Genomic DNA, 14190 nt, shown 5'->3' with positions numbered 1-14190 from the left:
TTTATTTAAGCAAGGGCTTTTTCAGCAGCTTCCACCGTTTGGCGAATTAAAGTAGTAATGGTCATTGGCCCAACACCACCCGGCACAGGTGTATAAGCAGAAGCAACGTCTTCAATGCCATCTAGCTCAATATCACCGACACCACCATTTTCTCTTGGGTGGAATCCTGCATCTACTACTACAGCACCCGCTTTAATCCAATCTTTTTGAATTAATTCTGCTTTACCTACAGCACCCACAATAATATCAGCCTGTTTTACAAACGCAGCTAAATTCTGCGTGCGTGAATGACAAATCGTCACCGTTGCATTGGCTTGCAACAACATCATTGCCATTGGCTTACCTAAAATTGCAGAGCGTCCAACCACTACCGCATGCTTACCTGCAATTTCAATGTTATTTTCTTCTAAAATCGTCATAATGCCAGCAGGCGTTGCGGAACTATAAGCCGCCTCATCCATTGCCATACGACCAAAACCAAGACAAGTTACACCATCAACATCTTTATTCAGTAAAATAGTGTCAAAGCAGGCACGCTCATCAATCTGCGCAGGTACAGGATGCTGTAATAAAATACCATGTACATCTGGATTTTGATTTAATTTTTCAATTTCTGCTAACAATTGTTCTGTTGTAGTGTGTTGTGGCAACTCTACCTTTAAAGAGTCCATGCCCACTCTACGACATGCATTACCTTTCATACGTACATATGTTGCAGATGCGCCATCATCACCGACTAAAATAGTCGCTAAAATAGGTGTACGCCCTGTTTTTTCTTTTAAAGCACTAACTCGCTCAAATAAATTTGCTTCAATTTTTTTAGCTAAAGCTTTTCCATCTAAAACCAATGCCACGGTGCATCTCCAACAGGATTTAAATTAATTTATGAATAATACATGATAATTTGAGCAATTTTCTTTTACATGTTGTTTTTATGAACATATATCTACAACAACCTATTGTCTTTTTTTAAAAGCTTGCTAATATGTGCATCACCAAGAGATGGCGGGGTGGCAGAGTGGTCATGCAGCGGACTGCAACTCCGTGTACGCCGGTTCGATTCCGACCTCCGCCTCCAATCTTGTGTAACGCCCGGGTGGTGAAATAGGTAGACACAGGGGATTTAAAATCCCCCGCCCTCAAAGCGTGCCGGTTCGAGTCCGGCCCCGGGCACCATTTTTAATTAAAATGGTGTAAATAAAAAACCAGCTTAAAGCTGGTTTTTTTGTGTCTATCGTTTAGTCACTTACTTTTTATGTTGTGCTAAAGTCCATGCCACAGATGCATCAAAGAGTTTTAAACCATCTTCTGATAAATTATCAAATGTATCATTCGCCAAGAAAAACATTAAACGGCGTGCAGGTGCAAGAGTTTCATAATCCATAGTACTGTCTTTTTCATACCCCCAAATCGCCACTTTCTCTGGTTGTCCATAAATTGTTGCAATAATCGTCGCACCTAGGCCTGGTTTCCCCCAATTCATCGCCGCTTGCTTTTTATAAACATTCACCGTACCCGCAGGCAATTGAGCAGACAATTCATGTGGCTGATTCACCAACCACAAATAACGCTCTTTTTCTAACTCACCAAAATCTGTGCCACTTCTTTTTCCTGTCATGGCCAAATCATCAAGATAATCATTTTCCCAAGTCATGAGTGGGTAAGAAATACCCCTCCAACCCGACTTTAAGCTTTTAGATGCCACGGTAGAAGATAAAATCACTAAATCTACATTTTTAATTGTACGTGGATCAATCGCCTGATCTACAATTTCGACTTGATGCCCTTTTTGTAGCAAATAATGCTGAATGCTTTGATCTGATGCAGCCTCTTTACCTTGAGTTTGTGAAACCAACATAATTTTTGCAGCATGGCTGAGCTGTGTCATACCTAAAATAAGTACAAACATACTTGCAATACTACGAATACTTAACCACTTCATTGATAAAACCCTTTGCTGGGTAGAAAAAGGAAAAATAACCCTTTTTCTACGCCATGCTTTAAATTAAAACTTCATTGTTGCTTTTAAAACAAACTCTCTTGCATCACCACGAGAAACATTTAAGTATGCTGTACTGTCTGTTGCAGTCGTAGATGTCAAATAATCTTTATCAAATAGGTTATTTACATTTAATTTAAGATTTAAATCTTGACCACTAAGCTTGGTGTCATAACTCACAAATGCATTCATTAATGCATAATCTGGCAGTTTAAAGTTATTCGATTGATCACCTGCTCTGTTTCCAACATAATTTCCACTCGCACCAAACCGCAACTGACCATTAGCAAATTGGCCGTAATCATAAGACAACGACAGCGATGCCGTATTTTTTGCAACATTGGCTAAATATTTTCCAATCGCTGTCGTGTTTGTCGAGTCGGTAACTTTGGCGTAGGTGTAAGCATAGGTTGCAATCGCATCTAACTTATCTGTAATACTCCCTGTCATATCAATTTCAAGACCTTTTGAGCGTGCATCTTGTGCTGTAGAAATGCTTGTAACTGTATCATTATCAATAATATTGGTTTTCTTTATGTCGTATAAAGCTATGTTTGTCGTAAAACGCTGCCCAAGCTCATACTTCAAACCAATTTCATACGACTTTCCTTCTTCAGGGGGTACAGAGCTATCTAGCTGTGATTTATATCCTGCAATTGTCCAACTTGGTTTAAGTGACTCGGTATAACTTGCATAAATTGAGGTTTGATCATTTACTTTATAAACAAGTCCAAAACGTGGTAGCCATTTGCCAGCGTCAGTATTGGTATTTAACACAAATGGACGACCTTTACCTGCTGTTTGTTGCCAGTGCGTATACCGCCCACCCAATACAGCAATCCACTGATCTGTTAAATAGATCGAATCTTGTAAATACATACCATAAGTATGCAATTTATTGGTTTGATCACTGGCTGATGCATCAATTGAAGACACCATACTCGCATCTGTTCCGGCAAGTGTTTCGTAATTGATTGTCTTTTGATTTGCAGTGGTGGTACGCCATAAATCTTTACGGTAGTACTTCACGTAAGCACTTTCTACACCCAACTGTATGTTGTGACGCAATCCGAAAACTGACGTGTCTCCATTCAAATACGCCTGACCAAAACTTGAAATACTATTTGCACCTGTTGTTGCATCACTGCTTCTTTTTAAAGTATGTGTTGTTGTATTTAAACTTCCGGGTACAACACGCATCTGATTTGCATCATAGGTTTCTTTGTTATAACTATAGCCTGCATGTAATTGCCATTGTTCACTCAATTGATGATCCATTGTCAATTGAGCCAAATGGTCTTCACCAGACATTTGATTACTGGCCTGATCTAAACGTGTATATTTAGAAATCGGTAACACCTTGCCTGTTCCAAAACGATCAACAATTGTAGAGCGGTCAAAAGGCACATCAAACTTATGATATTGATAGCTTAAATTAAATGTCGTCGTGTCATTAGTCCACTGTATAGAAGGTGCAATCAGTTGTTGATTGTTATAGCCAAAATTACGCCAATAATCTTTATGTGATTGATCTGCAATGAGTCTATATGAAAAATGACTGCTTCCAATTTGCCCTGTTGTATCAATCGTTGCACCTGCACCATTTTTACCACGTGCATAACTTGAACCATATACAGAAAGTACTGTACTTTGTTTTTGTTGTGGCTTTTTAGTGACTGCGTTCACCACGCCACCAGGGTCCATAATTCCATAGAGTAAAGACGCAGGCCCTTTAAGGACTTCCACTTTTTCTACGCTGGCATTCATGACACGACCTTGTACCACAGGCATGCCATTCACCATGATTGACCCATCACGGTTGTCACCAAAACCACGCTTCATGATTGTGTCTTGTGTACCTGCAAGTGTATTGCCTTGCGTGATACCACTCACTTGGCTCAGTGCTTCATCTAAATTACTAGGGTCGTAATCAGCAAGATATTTAGATGACACTACATTCACAGTCTGAGGGATGTCTAAGTTTTTTTGCTTGGTTCTTAACGTTGAATCATCTTTAACAGCGGTATAATTTTTGGAGGGATCATTTTGAGCTGAAGTTGCAATGGTTGGAAGTATTGTCTGTGTTTCTGCATAAATAGATGATGTAGAAAGTAATGCAATCGCAAGTGTAGTGAGTTTAAATCGAGAGAATATTGGCATATCAACAAAAGGTTATCTAAAATTTACCAAAACGATACAGTTAATCATTCTCATTATCAATGAATCATATTGTTTAATAAGAATTAAAAATAAAACTCTAGCCATGATGATTTTTATCACTAAACAATTACCCTAAAAACTAAGAATTTCTTCATTTTCATCATAATCAAACCTTAAATGCATCAACAAAAGCTAAAATGAGTTATTTTATGAACAGTCTCTCCATTAATATGTCCTAATCTATTGCCATTTATCATTTTTTTCACTATTATTGCGCACATGCCCGGGTGGTGAAATAGGTAGACACAGGGGATTTAAAATCCCCCGCCCTCAAAGCGTGCCGGTTCGAGTCCGGCCCCGGGCACCATTTTAATTAAAAATGGTGCCAATAAAAAACCAGCTTTAAGCTGGTTTTTTTGTGCCTTTTTTTCTATTTAAATAATCAATAAAAAATCCATTTTATTTCTAAAAGTTACTTTATGTATTCTTTATGTAATGTTATAAGCATGTTTAAAATGCAACCATGCTATAGAGCCATACAATGTCTATTGATTTAAGTGCGAAAAAAGCGACTCGAATACACCTATTCAACTTTAAAACAGCAGCGATGCGAGCTTTCCATATGAGTTGGCTCGCTTTTTTTGTCTGTTTTTTTGCATGGTTTGCCTGTGCACCACTTATGCCAGTGATTGCAGATGAATTTCATTTAAGTAAAAACCAAATTGCCAACATTAATATTGCCGCTGTTGCAATTACGATCTTAGTTCGTCTGATTGTTGGGCCACTATGTGATAAATATGGCCCACGTAAAACACATACTGGTCTTCTTCTCATTGGAAGTATTCCTGTATTTGGACTAGCGGCTGCCAATAGTTATGAAATGTTTTTATTTTTTAGACTACTTATTGGTTCTATTGGAGCAAGCTTTGTAGTGACGCAATACCATACCAGTATTATGTTTGCCCCCAACGTTGTAGGTACGGCAAATGCAACTACAGCAGGTTGGGGAAATTCTGGTGGTGGTGCAACACAAGCTCTCATGCCCTTTTTACTGTCTGCTTTGGTCATGTTTGGTGTTGAGCAAACCTTAGGTTGGCGTTTTGCCCTCGTTGTGCCTGGGGTCATGATGATTATTGTTGGCATCATGTATTGGAAATTCACACAAGATTGCCCTCAAGGTAATTTCAAGGAATTACACGCTCAAGGCATATACGTGAGTAGTGGCAAAAAAGGTGGCCTCGCCATTTTACTACATGCCGCCAAAAACTACCGAGTATGGGTCTTATTTACAGCTTATGGCGCGTGTTTTGGTATTGAGATTTTCATACACAACGTTGTTGCTATGTACTATGTAGACCAATTTAAATTTGGCCTTAAAGAGGCTGGTCTTACCGCAGGTATTTTTGGCTTATTAGCACTTTTTGCACGCGCATTAGGCGGTATCGTATCTGACCGCATTGCCATCACCAAAGGTTTAGATGGACGTACCAAAGTCTTATTTTGCATGATTGCGTTAGAAGGTATTTTCTTAGTCCTTTTCTCACAAATGCAAACCCCTTTATTGGCTATCTTAAGCATGACTATTTTTGCCATTTTCACGCATATGGCTTGTGGGGCAACTTATGCACTCGTACCATTTATAGATAGAGATGCATTAGGTGGTGTTGCAGGTATTATTGGTGCAGGTGGTAATGTTGGTGCTGTAGCAGCAGGTTTTTTACTGAAAGGTATGTTAGACATTCAAACCTGTCTGATGATTTTAGGCATATTAGTGAGCATTGCTGGCGTATGTGTATTAACGATTCGCTTTTCAACAGCGCACAAAGAAAAAGAGCAAAAACTCTTTGAAGATGCTTTACGTGAGCGAGCAAATTCAGCCTAATCGATTTAAATATCAACTGTACTTAAAATACAGCTGATATTTTTTGTATTTAAACAAAAATTTAAATACCATTTTCAGGTTACATTCTTTAGTTTTTCTCAGTTTAAGGCCATGCGCAAAACTGTGATCTTTACTTGGTCTGTTATGATAACGAGCATGATTGACAACAAACATTTGTCAAAACCAAACAGAAGACATTAAATCTGCCCTCTTAACTTACTTGATATAGTATTAGTAAAACAAGAGGTCACAGAACCAGAGACTTTTGCAAAAAAGTTTAACCATGACCTAAGTAGCGTAAATATTAAAAGTAGCGAAGCAAATCGATTATGCAAGCCAATCAGATTGCACTTGAGTTGGCTAAGGCAGAGGAACAATCCAACCTAATGTAAAAAAATAGATCAACTGACCCAACAAGCAAAACAAGCTCAAATAAATATTGAAAATTCAATGCATTCTCTGCACACTCAAATACAAACCAAACCATCAAACACATAGCCAAATCAATAATGCAAAAGATTCAACGTAGCCTACTTAGAAAAAAGCGTAGATCCCTTTCTCATAGAGTGCAACAACGTACCGAACAACGTATTTGTGCACGTGTTATACACTCTGCTCTATTTAAAAAAGCACAACGTATTGGGCTTTATTTGCATGCCTTTGGCGAAGTACGCACTCACCTACTCATCATGCAATGTTTTAAACATAAAAAATCCGTATATTTGCCTCAAGTATCTCAGCTAAATAAACAGTTAAAGTGGGTGAAAGTAACACAGCAACAGTATCTACAAAAAAGATTTAGTCGACATCATTTAGGCATGTATGAACCTAAACAACGCGGGCATTCTGTTCATATTTTAGATCTTTTGATTATGCCACTACTCGCCTGTGATGCTTTAGGTACACGTATTGGTATGGGCGGTGGTTTTTATGATCGAACACTCGCCACAGCCCCTTACAAACCGTATAGATTAGGTATTTCCCATAACTTTCAGTACATTCCCACAGCTGTGATTAGAGAGGTTTGGGATCAACCCATTCACGCACTATTTACTACAGATCAAGCCTATTATTTTTAAACAAACAACAGCAACAATGCTTTATTTTTAGGCACTTCTGTGTTTTTTTAGCGTTTTTCTCTGAAACACCCTTGTAATTTTTCAAAAGCACTTCACTATAAAATGATACTTAGCAACATTGTTGTTACTCATTAGGAGTGCCCATGGCTGAACAAATTTTAAATCACGATGATTTCAAAGAAGCAACCCCAATACAAAATGTATTGCCTTTATTGGCGCTTCGTGATGTGGTCGTTTACCCACATATGCAAATCGCACTGTTTGTTGGTCGTGAAAAATCAATCAAAGCAGTCGATGTTGCTCGAGCCAATGACAACTTGGTTTTTGTAGTTGCACAAAAAGATTCTCTCACTGAAGATATCGACCAGAATAACTTATACCAATATGGTACTGTTGCAAAAATTATACAGGTCGTTAATCATGAAAATGATGAAAACTGCATTAAAGTCTTAATTGAAGGCTTACACCGTTCTGAGCTAAAAGCGATCATCAATGAGCATGACGACTACTTATGTGCTGAACATGAAATTAGCCCTATTGCGGTTGACTTAGATCAAGATGCTCAAAACACGGCGATACAAGATTTACAAGGGCTCTTTGCACAATATGCAGAAGCAAAACTACGTAATTCCCGTGAACTAATTACCGCAGCAAATAAAATTGAAGACTTACAACAATTACTATTTTTTGTTGCCACCCGTGCACCGCTCACCATTGAAGCGAAGCAAAAGTTCTTAGAATATAATGACTTCAATAGCCATTACAAAGAGCTTACAACTTACCTCGTTCAACAATCTGAAGAACAACAGATTGAACAAGGCCTACATGACAACGTAAAACGTCAGATGGAAAAAAACCAGCGTGAATACTTTCTCAATGAAAAGATGAAAGTGATTCAACGTGAACTCTCTGATATTAATGGTGGTGCAGAAGATGAAATTGCTGAGCTAGAAAAACGCCTTGCAGAAGCAGACTTACCTGAGCACGTACGTAAAAAAGCTGAGTCTGAATTCCGCAAACTCAAAGCAATGCAACCTGCATCAAGTGAAGCTGCGGTTGTCCGTAACTATTTAGAAGCAATTTTAGATACGCCGTGGAACAAAGCCAGCAAAGTTAGTATTAATCTTAACAAAGCACAAGACATCTTAGACAAAGACCACTATGGGCTAGATGAAGTTAAAGAACGTATTGTAGAGTACTTGGCTGTTCAATCTCGTGTGAAAAAACTTCGTGGTCCAATTTTATGCCTTGTAGGCCCACCAGGGGTTGGTAAAACCTCTTTAGGTGAATCTGTTGCTAAAGCTACAGGTCGTGAGTTTGTACGCATGGCTTTAGGTGGTGTACGAGACGAAGCAGAGATACGTGGTCATAGACGTACTTATATTGGTGCTATGCCGGGTAAAATTGTGCAGTCACTCACAAAGGTTGGGGTGAAAAATCCGCTCTTTTTACTCGATGAAATCGATAAAATGGCTCAGGACTACCGTGGCGATCCATCATCTGCACTGCTTGAGGTGCTCGACCCATCACAAAACAATAAGTTTAATGACCATTATTTGGACTTAGACTTAGACCTTTCAGAAGTTATGTTTATTTGTACAGCAAATAGCATGAACATTCCTGAAGCATTGCTTGACCGTATGGAGGTCATTCGTCTACCGGGTTATACCGAAGATGAAAAAGTGAATATTGCATCACGATACCTTGTACCTAAAGCGATTAAAGACAACGGCTTACGTGGCAAAGAACTGACCGTACACGAAGAAGCGATTCGAGATATTGTACGTCGCTACACCCGTGAAGCAGGTGTTCGTAGCCTACAACGAGAAATTTCTAAAGTTGCTCGTAAAGTAGTCAAAGAAGCTGTCAGTAAAAAAGCCAAGAACCTAGAAACGGAAGTGGGTATAACAAACCTTCCAGATTACTTAGGTGCACATAAGTTTGACTATGGTATTGCCGAAGAACAGGCAGAAGTTGGCCGTGTCAATGGTCTTGCTTGGACATCTGTTGGTGGTGAACTCTTAACCATTGAAGTGGCTGCAGTGAAAGGTAAAGGTAAATTCATTACCACAGGTTCACTTGGCGATGTCATGAAAGAATCAATTACCGCTGCTATGACGGTACTACGTACACGTGCTGATGAACTCGGTATTGAAGCCAGTCGCTTCGATGAAACCGATGTACACGTACATTTACCTGAAGGTGCAACACCTAAAGATGGCCCATCTGCAGGCTTGGCACTCACTACCGCATTGGTTTCTGCTTTTACAGGCATACCTATTCGTGCAGATATTGCCATGACAGGTGAAACCTCATTACGTGGTCATGCATTACGCATTGGTGGTTTAAAAGAAAAGCTACTTGCTGCTCACCGTGGTGGTATTCAGCTTGTCTTTATCCCTCAAGATAACGTCAGAGATTTGGCCGAGATCCCAGACAATGTCAAAGAAGGCTTAGAAATTAAAGCAGTAAAAAACATTGATGATGTGTTGCCATTGGCACTCACTGAAATGCCAAAACCACTACCCACCCCAATAAGTAAACCTGTGGCCACCCCAAAAGCCACTAGACATTAAGCTCAATAAAGCCACTTCATGAAGTGGCTTTATTTTTTCTAGCATATCGAGATTCCACTTAATTGGTTGTTCTATTTTCGCTATACTGCGTTTTAATTTATAGACTACGCAACAAAGCATTATGAAGATTAGAATACTCAGTATTGGACAAAAGATGCCTGCATGGGTACTTACTGGTGTGGAAGACTACTTAAAACGCATTCAACCATTTGTACAAACTCAGTTTGTAGAGTTACCCATGGCAAAACGAGGTAAAAATGACTCTGATGCAGATATTTTAAAATACTGTCAAATTGAAGGTGAAAGTATTTTATCTGCACTCAAAGCCAATGAAATACTCATTGCATTAGAAGTCAATGGTCGGGAGTTCAGTACCGAAAAGCTTGCAAGCACTATGCAAGAGTGGATGTTATCAGGTCAAGATATTGCTTTAGCGATTGGTGGCCCAGATGGTTTAAGTCAAGCAGTCAAGCAAAAAGCCGTTTGGCACTGGTCTTTATCTAAACTAACACTACCACACCCTTTAGTACGTGTAATGCTGATTGAACAACTCTACAGAGGTATGACCATTAACCACAACCACCCCTATCACCGTGCATAAATGATTAAGAGAGGAATAATGCCTTTACATACGTTGCCAGGTTTATTTATTTCACATGGCTCGCCAATGCTCGCACTCAACCCAGAACAAGTTGGGCCTGCATTACACCGCCTAAGTACAAACTTACCTAAACCGCAAGCAATTATTGTGATGTCTGCACATTGGGAAAGTGATGTACTGGAAGTAAGTACAGCAACTCGCCCCAACACATGGCATGACTTTCGTGGTTTCCCTGAACTTTTGTATCAAATCAAGTACCCTGCACCTGGCTCTCTTGAAATTTCAGAACGATTACTGAGTTTATTTGCTGAACATCAAATTTCAGCGCATGCCAACAGCAGTCGACCAAGAGATCACGGCGTTTGGATGCCTCTTTTACATATGTACCCAGATGCAGATATTCCTGTCATTACATTGTCACTCCCTACAAAATACACAGCAGCACAAATTCACCGTATTGGTGAAATCGTCTCTGTGCTACGTAAAGAGCAAATACTGGTCATAGGCTCTGGTAGTATTACTCACAATCTTCGCGAACTCACATGGCATGAAACAGATGCACCTACGCCAATATGGGCATCTCTCTTTAGAAACTATGTCGTGCAACAGTTACAACAAGGTCATCAAGATGGCGTACTTGATTGGCAAAACTTACCTTATATTGCACAGAACCACCCTACATTAGAACACCTTGCACCGCTATTTTTTGCAATGGGGACAGGAAAAACATTTAGTATTGTGCATAGTAGTTTTTCTATGGGCTCATTAGGTATGGATATTTATCGCTTTGACTAAAAGTACATACAGAGTAAAGAGCATTTGTATGGCTTAGTAATAGGCCTAAGCGTCTTTTATAAATCACAAACTCAAAGCATACCCCCTAGTGAACTCTTGTTTATTCATAGAATACTTTCAGATAAAGATTTAAAGTATTTTTTAAATGAAGATAAAAAGTGATTAAAATGATATAGCTTATGTTCTGATGGGCTCGATTTTGAAGGTTATAGGCTTGAAATGCTTATCTTACTCTAATAAGTAGTTCACATTTTATAATGATCTGCTGTACAAAATAAAGCTGTAATATAATTGTATGGGCGTTAAATTTTCAGATTTTAACATTCCTACCTTACTCTAATCACCTTCTTTTAAACTGCTAAGTTTATCCATCATTTGAGTTAATTATAAAATAAATATCACAGTCGATAGATTTTCCATCTTTGATGATTCTATTTTTCTCATTAGCCTTTTTGGAAAACCCACACTTTTGTAACACCCTTATAGATTGTGTATTCCAAGGAAGTGCAGATGTTTCAAGTCTTTCAAATTTTAATTTATGGAAGGCAATATCTATAACCATTTTAGTTGCTTCAGTGGCAATCCCTTTCCCCCAGAATTTTTCACCTATCCAATAAAAAACAACTCCAGAGAAAGGAGCTACTTAGATATGACCATACGGCTAGAAAAATGACCTCTGATAGCTCTAAAAATGCTTGGCGGGAACGCTATATCCCCCTGATTCCTTGAGTACCTCAAAATAAACAGGCTTAAACTGGATACAAAAGTTATCGATTAAGCAAAATAGTTCCGTATAATCTTACATAGATGATTGTCTCGCCGTTGGATACTAAATAAACTTACTGTAAAAGAATAATTTGTATGGTGTTTTCTCCTGATCTTAAAACGAAAAAAAAGGGCTTTCATTACATATTGATTGCTACTCTAGCCTTAGTTCACACGCAAGCATTTGCATTACAAAATGCTGCTGAAATGTGTACATCAAATGCCTCAGATGGTCATGCCTTAGCTGTGAGTACACCACTATCAATGCAAATGTTTGGAGAGCCTGAAAAAATAAAACAGGAAGCACCTTTTCAACTGTTAGAAACCAATGATTTTTATCAAATTAATACAGGAGCAGGGCTTGTTGTTGAGGTTCAAAAGCATAATCGATTTGGTACACATATAGGTACAGGTGATATTTCTTCAATGCTTTACCATGGTGTTGAATATCAAGATTCATTAAAAGGCAGTCAAATTAATTCAGGTTTTAATCAGCTCTATACAAGTCAGAACCCTGCAACAGTAACAGCAAGTTATGTAGATAAAAATCATATTAAAGTGGTTGTAAACGCAGGAAAATTGAAACACTACTATCTATTTAGACAAGGTATCCCTGCTATTTTTATGGCAGATACATTTAGTGAAGAGCCTATTCCTAACTTAGTTCGATTTGTAGTACGTGTACCACATAACACACTGCCAAATGGTGCACAATGTTCAGAGATTATTAATAATATAAAAACAGTTGAAGCACACGATATTTTTGAGATGTCAGATGGAGAAATTCATTCAAAACACTATTCGAATAGTCGTTTAAAAGATTGGGTTTACTTTGGTGCAACGGGAAAAAATGTCGGTATTTGGATGATCAGAGACAACAATGAGGGTGGCTCAGGTGGCCCTTTTTATAGAAGCTTAAAAATGCAAGGTGCATCTGATCAGGAGCTCACATATATTGTTAATTATGGTGAGGCACAAACTGAGCCATTTAGAATCAATACATTAAATCAATATACACTCTATTTTACGAATGGTGCACCACCTTCAGGGTTAGATGTATCTTGGTTAAGAAGAATGGACTTAGACCATTATATTGCTAAAGATCAGCGTGGAGCACTTGCCTTCAATACGGCAGATCACACCAAAGACTCTAGACCTATGACTTTGGTGTTGAATAATGCGACCGCACAGTATTGGGGAGATATAGACTTGCAAGGTCATACAGTAATTAAGGATATTATTGCGGGGAATTATACAGCAACTTTATATAAAGGAGAGCTTGCAGTCGCTACACAAGCTGTCGAGATTTTACCTGAAAAAGTAACAACACTTTTACCTTTTAAAAATGAAAATGATCCTGAAAAAGATAGCGTTCTATGGCGAATAGGATATTGGGATGGTAAACCAACGGAGTTTTTAAATGGTGGTCAGCTTACTTGGATGCATCCTAGTGATTTCAGAATGCAAAACTGGCATGTTACAGATTTTAGGATTGGGAAACAGTCAGATAGAGAATTTCCTGCTTATTTGTGGAAAAGTGTTAATACTCCTATAGCACTACATTTTAATTTAAAGCAAGTTCCTAAAAATGCTAAATTACGTATAGGTATTACTAATGCTTGGTTTGGAGGGCGTCCCGCTATTGTATTAAATAGATGGAAAGGTCAACTACAACCTATGAGTGAGCAACCGAAAACAAGAACCGCAACGGTTGGTACATATAGAGGGCGAAATACAATGTTTATATTTAATATCCCTCAAGATGTTTTAAAGCTTGGAGAAAATCAATTACAACTTAGCGTTATTAGTGGTCAACAAGGTCAAAATTTTTTAAGCCCAGGTTTTTCAGTCGATGCAATAGATATTATATATAACCCGAATCCTGTGTAAGCCGAAGCATACACCATCTGAATGGTCGGCTTATTCACATGACAAATATGATACGCACATAAATAGGCATAAATTCCAGATAAATACCCTTGAATACTTCTCACTTTACTTGTAACTAAATAATGTTCGATCTTATTTCTTTGTTTTAAATGATGCCGATCTATCTTAGATAACTGAATAACCTGCATATTTTTGCGATGGTAAGTCACCAAATCAACGCCTTGTAACTTTAGTTTCTCTTTGAAATCGTGGCTAATATAACCATGATCTGCATAAACTGGCGCTTTAAAACCATTGACTAAATCTTCCACCATTTTAATATCTGCAACATGTCCATTTGATAAAGCTGTTCCTTTACTTTTTCAACCACCAACCTTATCCATGATTCGGGTTATCTAAATTTATTTTAATTATTCGGCATCAATAACGTCAAAATGCCCAAT

The 14190-nt window shown here is 38.3% G+C and carries 9 protein-coding genes, 3 tRNA genes and 2 pseudogenes; 9 read left to right on the top strand and 5 right to left on the bottom strand.

What is annotated here, in order from left to right; genetic code table 11:
* Positions 1–5: 5 nt before the first annotated feature.
* Positions 6–854 carry a bifunctional methylenetetrahydrofolate dehydrogenase/methenyltetrahydrofolate cyclohydrolase FolD gene (gene folD / locus I2F31_RS02050; protein WP_195773337.1) on the bottom strand — a complete coding sequence of 283 codons (849 nt, stop codon included), beginning with the start codon at positions 852–854 and terminating at the stop codon, positions 6–8.
* A 150-nt stretch (positions 855–1004) separates the two neighbouring features.
* On the opposite strand from folD, the gene I2F31_RS02045 reads away from it, so the two are divergent.
* Positions 1005–1078, top strand: a tRNA-Cys gene (locus I2F31_RS02045).
* A gap of 12 nt (positions 1079–1090) precedes the next feature.
* Positions 1091–1176: transfer RNA gene (locus I2F31_RS02040), tRNA-Leu, on the top strand.
* Positions 1177–1246: 70 nt separating this feature from the next.
* On the opposite strand, the gene I2F31_RS02035 is transcribed toward I2F31_RS02040, so the two are convergent.
* Both I2F31_RS02035 and I2F31_RS02030 read right to left on the bottom strand, forming a co-directional pair.
* On the bottom strand, positions 1247–1909 hold the full coding sequence (locus tag I2F31_RS02035) for a hypothetical protein (protein ID WP_228285064.1): 663 nt from the start codon (positions 1907–1909) through the stop codon (positions 1247–1249).
* 96 nt (positions 1910–2005) lie between these two features.
* Positions 2006–4159, bottom strand: coding sequence for a TonB-dependent siderophore receptor (locus tag I2F31_RS02030; RefSeq protein ID WP_195773336.1), 2154 nt, complete (start codon positions 4157–4159; stop codon positions 2006–2008).
* A 281-nt stretch (positions 4160–4440) separates the two neighbouring features.
* On the opposite strand from I2F31_RS02030, the gene I2F31_RS02025 reads away from it, so the two are divergent.
* The 6 genes from I2F31_RS02025 to I2F31_RS02000 all read left to right on the top strand — a co-directional run bounded on the left by I2F31_RS02025 (position 4441) and on the right by I2F31_RS02000 (position 11092).
* Positions 4441–4526 (top strand) — tRNA-Leu (locus I2F31_RS02025).
* Between the two features lie 174 nt (positions 4527–4700).
* Positions 4701–6041, top strand: coding sequence for an MFS transporter (locus I2F31_RS02020; protein ID WP_195773335.1), 1341 nt, complete (start codon positions 4701–4703; stop codon positions 6039–6041).
* A 509-nt stretch (positions 6042–6550) separates the two neighbouring features.
* On the top strand, positions 6551–7120 hold the full coding sequence (locus I2F31_RS02015; protein ID WP_195773334.1) for a 5-formyltetrahydrofolate cyclo-ligase: 570 nt from the start codon (positions 6551–6553) through the stop codon (positions 7118–7120).
* A 143-nt stretch (positions 7121–7263) separates the two neighbouring features.
* The gene (gene lon, locus I2F31_RS02010; protein ID WP_195767993.1) at positions 7264–9696 is read left to right on the top strand and encodes an endopeptidase La; all 2433 of its coding nucleotides are present in this window, start codon (positions 7264–7266) and stop codon (positions 9694–9696) included.
* A gap of 121 nt (positions 9697–9817) precedes the next feature.
* The gene (gene rlmH / locus I2F31_RS02005; RefSeq protein ID WP_195767994.1) at positions 9818–10297 is read left to right on the top strand and encodes a 23S rRNA (pseudouridine(1915)-N(3))-methyltransferase RlmH; all 480 of its coding nucleotides are present in this window, start codon (positions 9818–9820) and stop codon (positions 10295–10297) included.
* An 18-nt stretch (positions 10298–10315) separates the two neighbouring features.
* A complete protein-coding gene (locus I2F31_RS02000; RefSeq protein WP_195767995.1) occupies positions 10316–11092 on the top strand; it encodes a DODA-type extradiol aromatic ring-opening family dioxygenase in 777 nt (258 codons plus the stop codon).
* A 364-nt stretch (positions 11093–11456) separates the two neighbouring features.
* Here the strand turns inward: I2F31_RS02000 and I2F31_RS01995 are convergent.
* Positions 11457–11705 (bottom strand): annotated as a pseudogene (locus I2F31_RS01995) (GNAT family N-acetyltransferase); the annotation flags it as partial.
* A gap of 299 nt (positions 11706–12004) precedes the next feature.
* Between I2F31_RS01995 and I2F31_RS01990 the strand changes: the two are divergent.
* Positions 12005–13747 carry a rhamnogalacturonan lyase B N-terminal domain-containing protein gene (locus I2F31_RS01990; RefSeq protein WP_195773333.1) on the top strand — a complete coding sequence of 581 codons (1743 nt, stop codon included), beginning with the start codon at positions 12005–12007 and terminating at the stop codon, positions 13745–13747.
* Here I2F31_RS01990 and I2F31_RS01985 read toward each other — a convergent pair.
* A pseudogene (locus I2F31_RS01985) lies at positions 13747–14097 on the bottom strand (transposase); the annotation flags it as partial. The gene I2F31_RS01990 and the pseudogene I2F31_RS01985 overlap by 1 nt on opposite strands.
* Positions 14098–14190: the final 93 nt, after the last annotated feature.

The sequence above is a fragment of the Acinetobacter rathckeae genome, from assembly GCF_015627125.1.
Lineage (GTDB): Bacteria > Pseudomonadota > Gammaproteobacteria > Pseudomonadales > Moraxellaceae > Acinetobacter > Acinetobacter rathckeae.
This window is presented reverse-complemented; position numbering and strand designations above follow the sequence as displayed.

Excerpts from the sequence above, each read along its gene's own strand:
- rlmH (WP_195767994.1), top strand. The coding sequence starts at position 9,818 with ATGAAGATTAGAATACTCAGTATTGGACAAAAGATGCCTGCATGGGTA.
- I2F31_RS02030 (WP_195773336.1), bottom strand. The coding sequence starts at position 4,159 with ATGCCAATATTCTCTCGATTTAAACTCACTACACTTGCGATTGCATTA.
- I2F31_RS02000 (WP_195767995.1), top strand. The coding sequence starts at position 10,316 with ATGCCTTTACATACGTTGCCAGGTTTATTTATTTCACATGGCTCGCCA.
- I2F31_RS02020 (WP_195773335.1), top strand. The coding sequence starts at position 4,701 with ATGTCTATTGATTTAAGTGCGAAAAAAGCGACTCGAATACACCTATTC.
- lon (WP_195767993.1), top strand. The coding sequence starts at position 7,264 with ATGGCTGAACAAATTTTAAATCACGATGATTTCAAAGAAGCAACCCCA.
- I2F31_RS02015 (WP_195773334.1), top strand. The coding sequence starts at position 6,551 with ATGCAAAAGATTCAACGTAGCCTACTTAGAAAAAAGCGTAGATCCCTT.
- I2F31_RS02035 (WP_228285064.1), bottom strand. The coding sequence starts at position 1,909 with ATGTTTGTACTTATTTTAGGTATGACACAGCTCAGCCATGCTGCAAAA.